Annotated in this window: 14 protein-coding genes; 9 read left to right on the top strand and 5 right to left on the bottom strand. The window is 70.1% G+C overall.

The features are described 5' to 3' along the window. The first annotated feature begins 23 nt into the window (after positions 1-23). Complete coding sequence (locus JMO03_RS10140) at positions 24-1271, top strand: formimidoylglutamate deiminase (protein ID WP_202842988.1); 1248 nt, start codon at positions 24-26, stop codon at positions 1269-1271. A 125-nt stretch (positions 1272-1396) separates the two neighbouring features. Continuing rightward, entirely contained in the window at positions 1397-2590 is a 1194-nt protein-coding gene (gene ubiM, locus JMO03_RS10135; RefSeq protein ID WP_202842986.1) for a 5-demethoxyubiquinol-8 5-hydroxylase UbiM, read from the top strand. On the opposite strand, the gene JMO03_RS10130 is transcribed toward ubiM, so the two are convergent. From JMO03_RS10130 to JMO03_RS10120, 3 genes are read right to left on the bottom strand one after another with little or no spacing between them, the layout of a single operon-like run. Further along, a complete protein-coding gene (locus tag JMO03_RS10130; RefSeq protein ID WP_202842985.1) occupies positions 2587-3090 on the bottom strand; it encodes a methylated-DNA--[protein]-cysteine S-methyltransferase in 504 nt (167 codons plus the stop codon). The two genes, ubiM and JMO03_RS10130, sit on opposite strands and share 4 nt — an antisense overlap. Next, positions 3087-4625 (bottom strand): DNA-3-methyladenine glycosylase 2 family protein, encoded by a 1539-nt coding sequence (locus JMO03_RS10125; protein ID WP_202842983.1) that lies wholly within the window; start codon positions 4623-4625, stop codon positions 3087-3089. The genes JMO03_RS10130 and JMO03_RS10125 overlap by 4 nt, the downstream gene beginning before the upstream one ends. Before the next feature lie 49 nt (positions 4626-4674). Further along, a complete protein-coding gene (locus tag JMO03_RS10120) occupies positions 4675-5940 on the bottom strand; it encodes an alkaline phosphatase family protein (protein WP_202842981.1) in 1266 nt (421 codons plus the stop codon). Between the two features lie 306 nt (positions 5941-6246). Here JMO03_RS10120 and JMO03_RS10115 point away from each other — a divergent pair, with 306 nt between their 5' ends. Further along, on the top strand, positions 6247-6582 hold the full coding sequence (locus JMO03_RS10115) for a hypothetical protein (protein WP_202842979.1): 336 nt from the start codon (positions 6247-6249) through the stop codon (positions 6580-6582). Between the two features lie 46 nt (positions 6583-6628). On the opposite strand, the gene JMO03_RS10110 is transcribed toward JMO03_RS10115, so the two are convergent. Both JMO03_RS10110 and JMO03_RS10105 read right to left on the bottom strand, forming a co-directional pair. Beyond that, positions 6629-8074 carry an apolipoprotein N-acyltransferase gene (locus JMO03_RS10110; RefSeq protein ID WP_202842977.1) on the bottom strand — a complete coding sequence of 482 codons (1446 nt, stop codon included), beginning with the start codon at positions 8072-8074 and terminating at the stop codon, positions 6629-6631. Beyond that, positions 8058-8639: a TetR/AcrR family transcriptional regulator gene (locus tag JMO03_RS10105; protein ID WP_202842975.1), complete on the bottom strand. Its 582-nt coding sequence runs from the start codon at positions 8637-8639 to the stop codon at positions 8058-8060. The genes JMO03_RS10110 and JMO03_RS10105 overlap by 17 nt, the downstream gene beginning before the upstream one ends. Positions 8640-8787: 148 nt before the next feature. On the opposite strand from JMO03_RS10105, the gene hutU reads away from it, so the two are divergent. The 6 genes from hutU (at position 8788) to JMO03_RS10075 (ending at position 14628) form a co-directional block, all read left to right on the top strand. Next, positions 8788-10455 (top strand): urocanate hydratase, encoded by a 1668-nt coding sequence (gene hutU / locus JMO03_RS10100; protein WP_202842973.1) that lies wholly within the window; start codon positions 8788-8790, stop codon positions 10453-10455. 40 nt (positions 10456-10495) lie between these two features. Beyond that, a complete protein-coding gene (locus JMO03_RS10095) occupies positions 10496-11656 on the top strand; it encodes an AAA family ATPase (RefSeq protein ID WP_202842971.1) in 1161 nt (386 codons plus the stop codon). 165 nt (positions 11657-11821) lie between these two features. Next, entirely contained in the window at positions 11822-12808 is a 987-nt protein-coding gene (locus JMO03_RS10090; RefSeq protein WP_202842968.1) for a hypothetical protein, read from the top strand. A gap of 193 nt (positions 12809-13001) precedes the next feature. After that, positions 13002-13775 (top strand): SEL1-like repeat protein, encoded by a 774-nt coding sequence (locus tag JMO03_RS10085; protein WP_202842966.1) that lies wholly within the window; start codon positions 13002-13004, stop codon positions 13773-13775. Further along, the gene (locus JMO03_RS10080) at positions 13703-14176 is read left to right on the top strand and encodes a tetratricopeptide repeat protein (RefSeq protein WP_202842964.1); all 474 of its coding nucleotides are present in this window, start codon (positions 13703-13705) and stop codon (positions 14174-14176) included. Before JMO03_RS10085 ends, JMO03_RS10080 begins: the two co-directional genes overlap by 73 nt. Positions 14177-14304: 128 nt before the next feature. After that, positions 14305-14628, top strand: a complete 324-nt coding sequence (locus JMO03_RS10075) for a hypothetical protein (RefSeq protein WP_337926396.1) — start codon at positions 14305-14307, stop codon at positions 14626-14628. Positions 14629-14693: the final 65 nt, after the last annotated feature.

Here is a 14693-nt window from a genome sequence, read left to right as displayed (position 1 = left end):
TCCCGTCGTCCCCCGAACCAACGATGTCCGGATCGTCCGAGTCCCCGATCGAAGCTGTCCCCGCCGGCTGGCGCCTGCCAGGCATCGCAAACCTGCATTCGCACGCGTTCCAACGGGCGATGGCCGGCCTGGCGGAGCGTCAGACGGATCCGGCCGACTCGTTCTGGACCTGGCGCGAGACGATGTACCGCATGGCCGCGCGCTTCGACCCGGACTCGCTGCACGCGGTCGCCTCGCAGCTGTACGTGGAGATGCTCGAGGCCGGCTACACCACGGTCTGCGAGTTCCACTACCTGCACCATGCGCCCGATGGCAGGCCGTACGCCACGCCCACGGCGATGTCGGATGCGCTGGTCGCGGCGGCGCGCGAGACCGGCATCCGCCTGACCCTGCTGCCGGTGCTGTACATGACCGGCGGCTTCGACGGCCGCCCGCTCAACGAGAGGCAGAAGCGCTTCGGACACGAGGTCGACGGCTACCTGCGCCTGTTCAACGCGCTGCATGCGCAGCAGGACGAGATGCTGCGCGTGGGCTGCGCACTGCACAGCCTGCGCGCGGTGCCGGCGGATGCGATGCGCGAGGCGTTGGCGGCGTTGCCGGCGGATGCGCGCATCCACATCCACGTGGCCGAGCAGGTGGGCGAAGTGCAGGACTGCATCGCGGTGCGCGACCTGCGACCCGTGGAGTGGCTGCTGAAGAACGCCGATGTCGACGCACGCTGGACGCTGGTGCATGCGACCCACCTCAACGACTGGGAGGTGGCGGGCGTCGCCCGATCCGGTGCGACCGTCGCGATCTGTCCGACCACCGAGGCCAACCTCGGCGACGGCCTGTTCCGGCTGCGCGACTACCTCGATGCCGGCGGGGCCTGGGGGCTCGGCTCCGATTCGCACATCTCGGTGTCGCCGGTCGAGGAACTGCGCTGGCTGGAGTACGGGCAGCGACTGCACTCGCGGCGCCGCAACATCGCCGTCGCCGCGACGTCGCCCAGCGTCGGAGCCACGCTGCTGCAGGGCGTCCTCGCCAGCGCCGCGCAGGCGACCGGTTTCGCCGCAACCGACGATGTCGTCGTGCTCGACGGCGACTCGCCATTGCTGGCCGGCGCTACCGCGCAGGATGTCGCCGACCGCTGGCTCTTCAGCGGCAACCGTCCGGCGGTGCGCGAGGTGCGGGTCGCGGGTCGGCGCGTGGTTGCCGAGGGGCGCCATCCGAACCGCGACGCGGTGGCGACGCGCTACGCGACCATGCTGCGCGACCGCCTGCTGGGCTGAGCGGGCAGGTCGGTAACCCGGCGCACCTGCGGCCGACGAAGCGTGTACACGCGCCCGCTGACCTGGATCAATGCGATGGCGGCCATGGCCGGGGCACGCTTGGCGCCCCAGAACGGAGAGCATGCATGAACGTCGACATCGCCATCGTCGGAGCGGGCCCGGCGGGCCTGTGCTTCGCGCGCTCCCTGGCCGGCAGCGGGCTGTCGATCGCGATCGTCGAGCGGCAGCCCGCGGAGGCGATCGCCGAACCGGCATTCGACGGGCGCGAGATCGCGCTCACCCATGCCTCGCGCGCCATCCTCGAACGGCTCGGCCTGTGGCAGCGCTTCCATCCCGACGAGGTGTCGGTGCTGGGCGATGCGGAGGTCGTCGACGGCGACGCGAGCCGGGGCCTGCGTGTGAGCGCCGCCGATGGTCGCAGCCCGCAGCTCGGCTGGCTGGTGCCGAACCATCTGATCCGGCGCACGGCGTACGAGCTGGTGGCCGGCCAGCCGGAGGTCGAACTGATGACCGGGCGCGAGGTGCGCGGCGTGGCGCGCGAAGCCGAGCGCATCGTGCTGTCGCTGGACGACGGCGCGCGCATCCAGGCGCGCCTGCTGGTCGCCGCCGACAGCCGTTTCTCCCAGGTGCGGCGGATGCTCGGCATCGGCGCGCGTTCGTACGACCATGGCAAGCGGATGCTGGTCGCGCGCCTCGCGCACGAGCGTCCGCACGGGCACGTGGCCTGGGAGTGGTTCGACTATGGCCAGACGCTGGCGCTGCTGCCGCTCAACGGCGATCGCGCCTCGGTGGTGCTGACGCTGGCGCCGCAGGAGATGGCGGCGGTCGAGGCTCTGGACGACGGCGCGTTCGCGGCCGACATGCAGCGCCGCCTGCGTGGCCGGCTGGGCGCGATGCGCGCCATCGGCACGCGCCACGTGTATCCGCTGGTGTCGGTGTTCGCCGACCGCTTCACGGCCTCGCGCGCGGCACTGGTCGGCGACGCCGCCGTCGGCATGCACCCGGTGACGGCGCACGGCTTCAATCTCGGCCTGCAGGGACAGGCGACCCTGGCCGATGCGGTACTGCGGGCGCACGGGGAAGGACGCGACATCGGCTCCGACGCGGTGCTGGACGAGTACCGGCGCCGGCATCGTGCCGCGGCCTGGCCGATCTACGCCGCGACGCGGCTGGTGGTGCGCGTGTTCACCGACGACCGGGCCGCCGCGCGCGGTCTGCGCGGCGCGATCCTGCGGATCGCCAACGGCCTGCCGCCATTCCGGCGCGCGATCGCGGCGCGGCTGACGCAGACGACGCAGGGTGGATCGAGTCCGCGCTAGGCGAACAATTCGAATTCCTGCGGCAAGGCGCCCTCGAGCTTGAGCAGGTACTGCTTGGTCGGCAGGCCGCCGCCGAACCCGGTGAGCGCGCCGTCGGCGCCGATCACACGGTGGCAGGGCAGCACGATCGGCAGCGGGTTGCGGCCGTTGGCGGCGCCGACCGCACGCGACGCGCCCGGTCGGCCGACGCGCGCGGCGAGCTGCGCGTAGCTGAGCGTCTCACCATAGGGAATCGTCGCCAGCGTGGCCCAGACGTTGCACTGGAATTCGGTGCCGTGCGGCGACAGCGGCAGGTCGAACGTGCGCCGTTCGCCGGCGAAGTACTCGCCCAGCTGGCGGCGGGCCATGCGCAGGACCGCGTTGTCGCCTACCTGCCAGTCGTCGCCGCGCCGGACCGGGTGGCGGTTGTCGCGGAACTCGATCGCGCGCAGGCCGCTGTCGTCCGCGGCGAGGAACAGGGGGCCGACCGGGCTGTCGACGAAGGTGGTCTGGACGTTCATGCCGCGCTCCTGCGTGCGGTGGGCTTCCGGGGTCTGGACTGGGTCGTGGCGGGGCGGGGCGCCAGCGCCGCGTCGCGCCACAGCTGGATCACGGCGTAGCCGCGCCACGGACGCCATGGCTCTGCGTGGACCAGCAACTGCCTGCTGGTCAGCCGACCGCCGTCGCCGACGGCGTGCTTCTGCAGCACCAGGTCTTCGGCGGGGAAGGCGTCGGGATGACCGAGCGCGCGCAGCGCGATGTACTGCGCGGTCCACGGCCCGATGCCGGGCAGTGCGGTCCAGCGCTCGACGATCTCGTCGAGCGTGCGTTCGGCGCGGAAGTCCACGCGCCCGTCCACCACCGCCTGCGCGATCGTGCGGATCGTCGCCGCGCGCGCGGCGGTCAGGCCGATGCCGGCCAGGTCCGCATCGACCAGGCGCTCCGGCGCCGGGAAGAAATGCGCCAGGCCACGCGCCGCGAACGCATCCGGCAGCGGCGTGCCGAAGCGCTCGGCCAGGCGCGTGGTGAGCGTGCGCGCGGCGGCGACGCTGACCTGCTGGCCGATCACCGCGCGCAGCGCGATCTCGAAGCCTTCCCAGCCGCTCGGCAGGCGCAGGCCCGGCCGCTTGCGCACCAGCGCACGCAGGCGCGGGTCGCGCGACAGCGTGTCGTTGATCGCGCGCGGATCGGCGTCGAGGTCGAACATGCGGCGCACGCGTTCGACCAGGCCCAGCAACCGTGCCGGCGGGCAGCCGTGCACTTCCAGCTTCAGCGCGTGCCCCTCCTCGCCATCGCCGCGCGGCCATGCACCCACGCGCAGCCAACCGGGCGCGTCGGCATCGCCGATCACGCGCAGGTAATGCGTGGCGTCGACCACCTCCACCCCGGGCAGCGCGCGCCCGCGCAGGAAATCCAGCATCGCCGCGAAGTCGTAGGGCGGTCGATAGGCCAGCCGCAGCGCGAGCACGTCGCCATCGGCCGGGCGCGGACGCCGGCGCAGTTCACGCGGCGCCATCCGGTAGGCCTCGCGGAACGTGGTATTGAACCGGCGCAGGCTACCGAAGCCGGCGGCGAGCGCGATCCCGGTGATCGGCAGGGTCGTTTCGGTCAGCAACTGCTTGGCGAACAGCAGCCTGCGGGTGCCGTGCACGCCGGTCGGCGGTGCGCCGAGGCGTTCGACGAACAGCCGCCGCAACTGCCGTTCGCCCACGTGCACGCGCGCGGCCAGCGCCGCCAGCGGCTGTTCGGCGAGCAGGCCCTGGTCGATCAGCTTGAGTGCGCGTGCGATGGTGTCGTCGCCGCGTCGCCAGGCGCCGTCGGCGGGGGAGAGCTCCGGGCGGCAGCGCAGGCAGGGGCGGTAGCCCGCCGACTCGGCCGCGGCCGCGTTCGCGTAATAGCGCACGTTGCGCGGCTTCGGGGCCGGCGCCGGGCAGGTCGGACGGCAGTAGATGCCGGTGCTCGAGACCGCGGTGAAGAACAGGCCGTCGAAGCGCGCATCGCGGCTCAGGCGCGCCTGTTCGCAGATTGCAACGTCGGGCAGGGCGGGAATCGGCATGGGCGCAGTCTAGCGCCGCGACGGGCACCGGACTCGCCGTTTTCGGACATCAATGCGACGGGGGAGGGGCCGCGTGCGGCAGCGGCTCGCTCAGGGCGGGGAGCAGGGTTTCCAGGGCGCCGTCGTTGGGCGCGGGCGGGACCCCGAGCAGGCGCGCGAGCAGCGGGTACACGTCCACGTTGTCGAACGCGGGGAGGGTGGCGCCGCGCCGGAACGATGGGCCGTTGGCGATGAAGATCGCGCGCATCTCCGGTTCCGCCGGATCGTAGCCGTGCGAACCGCGCGTGCCCGATGGCCGGCGTGCCAGGGACTTGCGGGGGAGCGCGTCCCAGCCCTTGTCCATCTGGCAGACGATCGCCGGCACCCGCGGATGCGTGCCATAGCGCCAGCGTGGCGGCAGTTCGTGCCTGCGCCAGCATTGGTGGTGCGCGTGGCGGCCGAGCAGCGCGCGCTCCGCCTCCGTCTCGCGACCCTCGACCGGGCGGAAGCCGACCACCTGCCCATGCATCACCAGCGTCGCGATCTCCGGGTCGGCCATCTCTTCGGTCGCGACCACCTGGCCTTCGGGCACTTCGGCCATGCCGTGGTCGGACACGATGACCAGGTCGGTAGCATCGCGCACGCCCGCGGACTCGAGCCTGGCGAGCAGCGTGCCGATCGCGGCATCGACCTCGCGCATCGTCGCGCGCAATTCCGCCGAATGCGGCCCGTGCGCGTGTGCGCTGCCGTCGGGGTGTTCGAAATAGAGCGTCGCGAGCCGGGGGCGGGTGGCGATGGGCTCGGCCAGCCATCCTGCCACCATGTCGATACGCGCGGCGATCGGGCGATCCGCGTCGAATGGATGCCAGCGCGCCGGGCGGACATCGGCGACCGGCGCTTCGCTGCCCGGCCACGACAGCGTGGCGGTCGCCAGGCCGGCGTTCTCGGCCGCGACCCAGATCGGCTCGCCGCTCCACCAGCGGCCGTCTCCGACCGCTTCGCGGTTCGCCAGCCAGAATCCGCCGAGGGCATCGTCGTGCATCGTGTTGTGGACGATGCCGTGCCGGTCCGGCCGCAGCCCGGTCACGATCGTGTAGTGGTTCGGGAACGTCAGCGACGGGTAGGACGGGTTCATCCACGCCGCCTGCACGCCTTCGCGCGCCAGCCGGTCGAGGTTCGGCGTGTCGCCACGTCCGAGGTACGACGGATGCACGCCGTCGAGCGAGACCAGCAGCAACGTGCGCGGCGCGTCGGTCTGCGGGGCGATTCCGGGCGTCGCGCAGGCGCCGAGCAGCAGCAGGCACAGCGGAACGAGGAGGCGATGCAGGCCGTTCATCCGGACATGATACGGACCAGTGTGACAGCCGCCGCCGTCGACACGGCGCGGACAATCGCGTCGCGCAACGCAGCCCGCGCAGCGGGTGCGCGTGAAATGTCGGAATCGACCGGTCGTGGCCCGGGCCGGAATCCCAGCCGGGCCAGCAGCGTCGGTGAACGGCGGCATCGTCGATGGCGAGGCCCGCGACATGGCGGGACCACGCTGACAGGGGTCTGAATCGCGGCGGCGCCCCCGGTTGAATCGTCGCCGGCAGGGCGTATGTTGGAGGATGGCCGTCCGGCCGGTTCTTCCGCGAGGTGCCCCATGCTGTCCCGTCTGCCCGATCGTCCGTCCAGGCCGCTGCTCGCCGCCTTGTTTGCTGCCGCCGCGCTCGCCTTCGCCATGCCTGCGACCGCATTGGCGCAGGACGAGGAACCCGAGGAAGCCGGCCGCGCCGCGACCAGGAAGGCCGATCCCGACGAACGCTTCTGCATCCGCGAAACCGGATCGCGCATCGTCGCGACCCGCAACCGCTCGAAGAAGTCCGAGGACGAGTGCGTCAATGCCGCCGGGCGCGTCTACACGCGCGAGGACATCGAGCGCACCGGTTCGGCCGACCTGCGCGACGCGCTGCGCAGGCTCGATCCCTCGATCCGCTGATCGGATCGGATCGGGTCGCGCCGGTCCGCCATGCTCGTGCCGACCGCTAGCGTCCTCGCGCGCGGCCCAGTAACAGGCTGGACGCGAGCAAACCCGCCAGCAGCAGGCATGCCGGGCCGAAGGCGTCGCCCCAGAGCCGGTAGGGCGTGCGCGTCGCCCGCAGGGGCAGATCCGCCACCAGCGACACCGGCCCGTCAGCGCCCACCGCGGAAGCTTCGGCCAGCACGCGGCCGCGATCGTCGCTGAGGGTCAGGTCGCCATCGCGCGCCGCGCGGGCGATCGCGAACCCGCCTTCCACGCCGCGCATCACCGCCATGCGTCCGTGCAGCCAGGCGTCCACGTCGAAGTCCCAGGCCGGCACCAGCAGCAACTGGGTGCCGCGTGCAGCGTGGTCGCGAGCGGTGGCAGTGAAGTCGAGATCCTTGCAGATCGACACGCCCGTGGCCGGCGCCCCACCGAGCATGATGCGCGTGTCGCCGGGCGTGTAGCGCGCTTCCAGCCCCGGGATCAGGTGCCGCTTGTGGTACGCGGCGGGCATCGGCGTGCCCGGGTCGAACACCAGCGCGGAGTTGCGTTTGCGCGCCGGATCGGTGTGGTCTTCGGCACCGATCACGATGCGGACACCGTGGCGATCGGCCAGCGACTGCAGCGGCGCGATGGCGTGCGACCGCACCAGCAGCGCGGATTCGGGCATGACCACGACATCGACATCATCGCCACTGGCGATGCGCTCGATTTCCTCGACGTAGCGCGCCAGCAGACGACGCCCGGCCTCCGCATCGAGGTCGGCGCTGTGGCTGCCGTCGCCACCCACACTGAGCAGCGCTACGCGCACCCGTGACGATGCCGCATCGGGCTGCAGCCGCCACGCGCCGAGGCCCAGCGCCAGCGCCAGCACGCAGGCACCGGCGAGCAGGGCCGACGCGCGCTGCCGCGGGCTGCCCGGCGCGGCGAACGCCGCCGCCAGCATCGACGGCCCCAGCCAGACCAGGAAGCCCACGCCCCACAGGCCGACGAGCGCGGCCACCTGCAGCACCGGCACCGCGTCCATCTGCGTGTACGCGATGTTGCCGAAGGTGCCGTGCGGCGACAGCCGCGCGGACAGCCAGGCCAGGCCGGTGGCGGAGGCGGGCACGGAGAACGTCGCCGCCAGCAGCCAGCCGCGTCGCGCCAGCGCGCGGAACAGCAGCACCACCGGGATCATCGCCAGTGCCGGCATCGAGATCGCCTGCAGCACGACCGCCAGCGGCAACCGGATCACGTCGTGCAGGTAGTGCCACAGGTTCAGGCCACCCAGCGCGAACGCGACGAACGTCGCCAGCGCGGCCCAGCGCGCACGCATGCGCAACGCGACCGCCAGCAGCGGCAGCGGCGCCAGCGACGCCGCCCACCACAGCGGCTGCAACGCGGTGCCGAACCACCAGCCCAGCGCGGTCAGCGTGACTGCGACGGCCGCGACCATCGGCGACAGGTGATCAGTTCCTGAGTCCATCGAGCAGTCTCCCCAGCGACGCTTCGTAAAAGGCCTGGAAGCGGCGATCGTCGTAGCTGAAGCGACCGGCGCGGTACAGCGCGATCAGCCCGTGCGAATGCCCCCACAGGGTCATCGTGATGTCCCAGGGATCGCCGGCGCGCAGCACGCCCTGCTGCTGCGCCTCGACCACCGCGTCGTAGGCCACGTTCGCCGTGGGCGACCGCCGCGCGTGAAAATCCTCGGGGAAGCGCCGCGCGTCGTCGCGTCGCACCGAGAACGCATGGTCGAACAGGTGCGGGTGCGCCAGCGCGTAGTCGAGGTAGATCAGCTGGATCGCCACCAGTTGCGCGATCGGGTCGCCGCCCGACTTGCGCGCCGCCCAGTGATGGGCGATCTCGTTGAAGCTGTCGTCGCTGATGCGCTTGAGCAGCGCCTCGCGATTGGGGAAGTGGCGGTAGATCGCCATTGGCGTGATCCCGACCGCCTCGGCCACCCGGCGCATGCTCACCGCGCCAGGCCCTTCGCGCTCGAACAGCAGGCGGGCGGCATTGAGGATGCGTTCAGCGGTGGTGCGAGGCGTCATGTATACACTGTATACATGCGGCGCCCGGAATTGCAAGAACGTGCCGATTCCGGCGGCGCAGGGCGTGTTCGGAAGGGCGCACGGCTGGCAGCGCGGGAGCCTGCGGCGCACACTTCCCGCAAGACGACACGCACTTTCCGGAGACACCATGAGCGACCCGCGCCACGATCCCTCCCGCAGCATCCGCGCGCCGCGCGGCGCCACGCTGAGCTGCCGGAGCTGGCTCACCGAGGCACCGTTCCGCATGCTGCAGAACAACCTCGACCCGGACGTGGCCGAACGCCCCGAGGACCTGGTGGTCTACGGCGGCATCGGCCGCGCCGCGCGCGACTGGGCCTGCTACGACAGGATCCTGGAAACGCTCAGGACCCTCGGCGACGACGAAACCCTGCTGGTGCAATCCGGAAAGCCGGTGGGCGTGTTTCCCACGCACGCCGACGCGCCGCGTGTGCTGATCGCCAATTCCAACCTGGTGCCGCACTGGGCGACGTGGGAGCACTTCAACGAGCTCGATCGCAAGGGCCTGATGATGTACGGCCAGATGACGGCCGGCTCGTGGATCTACATCGGCTCGCAGGGGATCGTGCAGGGCACCTATGAAACCTTCGTCGAGATGGGTCGCCAGCATTACGGCGGCAGCCTGAAAGGCAAATGGATCCTCACCGCGGGTCTCGGCGGCATGGGCGGCGCGCAACCGCTGGCCGCGTCGCTGGCCGGCGCCTGCAGCCTCAACATCGAATGCCGTCAGACCAGCATCGATTTCCGCTTGAAGACGCGTTACGTCGACGAGCAGGCGACCGATCTCGACGACGCGCTCGCACGCATCGACAAGTACACCAAGGCGGGCGAAGCCAAATCCATCGCACTGCTGGGAAATGCCGGCGAAATCCTGCCGCAGCTCGTCGAACGTGGTGTGCGGCCGGATGCGGTGACCGACCAGACCAGCGCGCACGACCCAGTACACGGCTACCTGCCGATCGGCTGGACCGTGGAGCAGTGGCTGGCCGAACAGAAAGCGAACCCGGACAAGGTGCGGGACGCGGCGAAGAAATCCATGCGCGTGCACGTCGAGGCGATGCTGAAGTTCCACGCGCAGGGCATTCCCACCGTGGATTACGGCAACAACATCCGCCAGATGGCGAAGGACGAAGGCTGCGCGAACGCGTTCGACTTTCCCGGTTTCGTCCCGGCCTACGTGCGGCCGCTGTTCTGCCGCGGCATCGGGCCGTTTCGCTGGGTCGCGCTGAGCGGCGATCCCGAGGACATCTACAGGACCGACGCCAAGGTCAAGGAACTGATCCCCGACGACGCCCACCTGCACAACTGGCTGGACATGGCGCGCGAACGCATCAGCTTCCAGGGCCTGCCCGCACGCATCTGCTGGGTCGGCCTGGGCCTGCGCCACAAGCTGGGCCTGGCGTTCAACGAAATGGTGCGCACCGGCGAGCTCAAGGCGCCGGTGGTGATCGGCCGCGACCACCTCGACAGCGGCAGCGTCGCCTCACCCAACCGCGAAACCGAAGCGATGATGGACGGAAGCGATGCGGTCAGCGACTGGCCGCTGCTCAACGCGATGTTGAATGTGGCCGGCGGCGCGACCTGGGTGTCGTTACACCACGGCGGTGGGGTGGGGATGGGCTACAGCCAGCACAGCGGCGTGGTGATAGTTTGCGACGGTACGTCGGAAGCTGACAGGCGGATTGCGCGGGTGCTGTGGAACGATCCGGGGACCGGGGTAATGCGGCACGCGGATGCGGGTTACGGCATTGCGAAGGAATGTGCGCTCGAGCAGGGGGTGAAGTTGCCGATGGCGTAGCAATTCCGAGTTTCCTTCGCAGCCACCCGTCCGAGGCCCCATGCTTGCCACGCTCGCCGTCGCCCATTACCGATCGTTGCACGAGCTGGTCGTGCCATTGGCGCAGCTCAACGTGGTCACTGGCGCCAACGGCAGCGGCAAATCGAGCCTCTACCGCGCGCTTCGCCTGCTTGCCGAGACTGCACAGGAAGGCGTCGTCCCGGCGCTGGTGCGGGAGGGCGGCCTGGACTCGACGCTCTGGGCAGGCCCGGAGGCGATCAGCGACCGCATGCGGCGTGGCGAGGTGCCCATTGAAGACGGGCCCCGAAGGAAACCGGTCTCTCTGAAGCTGGGGTTCGCGGGCGACGACTTCGGCTACGCCATCGATCTCGGGCTGCCCACGCCATCGCAATCGTTGTTCGCGCGGGATCCGGAGATCAAGCGGGAAGCGATCTGGAGCGGTCCGTTCCTGCGCCAGGGAAACCTCCTCGTCGACCGCCGCGGTCCGCTGGTGCGCGTGCGCGAGGGCGAAGGCTGGCGAGTAGCCGGTGAGCACCTGGGTGCATACGAGACGCTCTTCGCCCAACTGGCCGACCCGCACAATGCTCCCGAAGTGCTGCAACTGCGCGAGACGATCCGCGGATGGCGCTTCTACGACCACTTTCGCGCCGACGCGGACGCGCCTGCACGGCTGCCGCAGCTCGGCACGCGCACGCCGGTGCTCAGCCATGACGGGCACGACCTCGCCGCGGCTTGGGCGACGATCCGAGAGATCGGGGATGGCGCGGCACTCGACGCGGCCGTGGCGGACGCCTTCCCGGGCGCGCGCGTGGCGGTGGTCGTCGAGGGCGGCCGCCTTTCGCTCGAGTTCCGCCAGCACGGCCTGCTGCGGCCACTGTCGGCGGCGGAACTTTCCGACGGCACACTGCGCTATCTGCTATGGATCGCCGCCCTGCTGACTCCGCGGCCCCCGCCGCTGATGGTGCTCAACGAGCCGGAGACCAGCCTGCACCCCGACCTGCTGCCGGCGCTGGCGCGATTGATCGGCCTCGCATCGCGTCGGACGCAGGTGTGGGTGGTGTCGCACGCCAGCCGCCTTATTGCCGCGCTGGAGGAAATTCCGGATTGCAATCCGATCGGGCTGGTGAAGCAGGACAGCCAGACCAGGATCGACGGCCAGGGGATGCTGAACGCACCGGTCTGGCACTGGCCGGAACGCTAGGGAATGAACGGGACGGAAGGAATCAAGAAGCAGTAGGGAGCGGACTCACCGCTCCCGGGTTCTGGCCGCAGTGTCCTCGTTCGGCGAGAATGCCCGACCCTGCAGTCGACCTGCTCCGTATGCGGGCGAGGAGGCGGGACGCGTCAACGTATCGACAGGGACTCCATGATCGTTCCGGAATACTGGGCCGAAGCCCGGCAGCAGGTGCGTCGAAAGGGGCGGCAGGTCACAGTGCGACGTTTCGGCTGGTCGGACGACAGCCAGCAGGCGGCGCAGGCGCATGCGGAGCAGCGGACGCAGGAAGCGCTGGACGCGATCCTCGCCGGTCGGGACGACGTGCCGCGGCGCGAGCTGCGCAGCAACTACGGTACCCACGGCGTGCCGATCCGCGAGCAGATCGTCGAACGCCACGATGATGTCATCGTCACCCGCAACAGCTACGGCGCGTTGTGCCTGAACACGCCGGACGTGCTGTTCGCGGACATGGATTTCGAGCTTCGGCCGTCGGGCTGGGTGCTGCCGTTCGCAGCAAGCATCGTGGCCTTGCTGGCCGGTTTCGTCGCAGGCCGGGCGCTTGGCGGCGCGGTGATGTGGGGATTGGCGGCCGCAGTGGTGGTGCTGGTGGCGACGAACAGGCTGGTGTTGCTGCGCAAGCGCCGACGGTTCGACCGGGATGGCGGGGCGGAGCGTCGCGCGATGGCACGGGTGGAGGCGTTCGCTACGCAACATCCCGAGTGGCATCTGCGGCTTTATCGCACGCCGGCGGGCCTGCGCGTGCTGGCGATGCACCAAGCCTTCGAGCCGCGCGACGAAGCCGTCGGGCGATTGTTCGCTGCCCTCGGCGCCGATCCGCTGTATTCCACGATGTGCCAGGTGCAGCACTGCTTCCGCGCGCGGCTGACGGCCAAGCCGTGGCGGATCGGCATGGGGCGGCGCATCCGACCGCCGGTCGCGGCCTGGTCCCCGGAGCAGGCCCACCTGCCCGAACGCCTGGCGTGGATCGCCGATTACGAGCGCAAGGCAGCGGGCTTCGCGGCGTGTCGCTACATCGGCACGCTGGGCGACGATTCCCGTCTCGATCCCAAGGCGCGGCGGGTGCAGGAACTGCACGATGCGATGACCCGCGCGGGGGAAGCGCTGCCACTGGCGTGAGGAGAACAGGGGCAGCAGAACCGGGGTCAGAGTCGACTTTTCCGGATGCGCCCGGTGACGCGACGAACGGATCGATCGGGGAATGCCGCCAGGAGCGGCGCGGGGTGGTGACCTGGGGTCGCGACGCCTCCGGTTCGCATTGCCCACCACATCCAACGGTGTTGCAATAGCCGGGATCCAGGGGAGGGGTGCGATGCGCGCGACAGTGCTTGGCGTTCTGTTGGTGCTGGCCGGGCTGGCCGCTGCAGCCCCGCCCGAAGCCGGGCTGGCAGTGACGCTGTCGGAGCAGTACCTCGAAGCCGGGAACGTGGACGAGGCGCTGGACGTCCTGCGTCCCTACGCCGACCTGCAGGACGGGGAGGTGGCCTACGCGGTGGCCTACGCCACCTGGATGGCGGCGACCCAGGGCAGGCAGCCGGACGAGGTCGATCCGGTACTGGCCGGGCGGGCAGCGGAGCATGCCAGGCGTGCGGTCGCTCTGGGTCGCGTCGACGGGTACAACCTGCTGTACATGATCCACGCCAACGACGTGGAGGACCCGGAAAGCCGCGCGCTGGCAGCCGGCTATCTGAAACAGGGTGTGGACGCCGGCGATACGGGCTCGAAACTGAACTACATGCATGCGCTGTATCACGGCAGCCCGTTGTTCGCGACCGATCGCGAAGCGGCGTGTCCGCTGGCCATCGAACTCGCCGGCGACGAACAGGTCGGCGCCATCGCCGCGCACACGCTCGGACTGATCATGATCAGGGGCGAGTGCGGCCGGCAGGCGGATCCAGCGGGTGGCGTAGAAATGCTGCGGGTGGCGGCGGAACGGGAAATCGTCGCTGCAGAGTTCGATTTCGCCCAAGCGCTGCAGCATGCGTGGCGGGCGAGCCCGATCCTGTCGAAGCGATGCGGTGGTTCGAGCGGGCCGCCAGCCACGGGCATCCGGGTGCTCACTGGCACCTGGGGATGGCGCACGTGACGGGTCAAGGCAGGTCGCGCGATTCGACCATCGCCGTGGATCACTTCAGGAAAGCAGCGGAAGGTGGCGATGCCAATGGCATGACGTCCCTTGCGGTCATGTATGCGACCGGCGATGGCGTTCCACAGGATGAGGCGAAGGCTTATTCGCTCTACCAGCGAGCTGCGGATGCCGGAAACCCGCACGCCTTGCGTGGAATGGCCATCATGCACATGCAAGGGGAAGGAGTGGAGCTCGATCTGGTGCGGGCCCGGGTCCTGTACCTGCAAGCCGTGGCCGAGGGCGATCCCGTGGACCATGCGCTGGAGAGTGCGATGAGCTCGTCGATGAGCTCCGATCAGGTCGCGGAAGCTGATCGGCTGCATGAACAATGGAAGGCCAACCGCAAGACAGCTCCCTGATCGGGAACGGAGGTCGGCCTAGTTTCTTTGCGTTGTAGGCCCACGGACATGCCGAGTCTCCGCACGCTACGCACATCCGATAAACCCTCTCTCCGGATGGGCGAGCCGGAGCAGGCTTTCACACCAACATGAACACTGGCGGCATCATCCTCGGCGACATGCCGACACATATGGAGTCGTCCCCAATGGGCAACGAACAGGGTTCGGCCGGCAACGTCATCGCCGCCATCTGCAGTTTCTTCGTTCCCGGCCTCGGTCAGCTGGTACAGGGGCGGGTGATGTCGGCGATCCTGTGGTTCGTGGCCGCGTGCATCGCAGGGGCGGTGATCTGGATCCTGACGCTGACGCTGTTTCCGTTCGGATGGTTCGTCGTGAGCGTATTCGCGTGCATCAACGCCGCGCTTTCCCGGCGGCCTGCCGAAGGCGCCGAAGGCGTCGTCAGCGTACGTTGAGGGAGCTTGATCGAGCGGGCTGACGCTGGACGTGCCGGCAGGCACCTGCTCGTCCGTGTCGTCGT

The sequence above is a fragment of the Luteimonas saliphila genome, assembly GCF_016774335.1.
GTDB lineage: Bacteria > Pseudomonadota > Gammaproteobacteria > Xanthomonadales > Xanthomonadaceae > Luteimonas > Luteimonas saliphila.
This window is presented reverse-complemented; position numbering and strand designations above follow the sequence as displayed.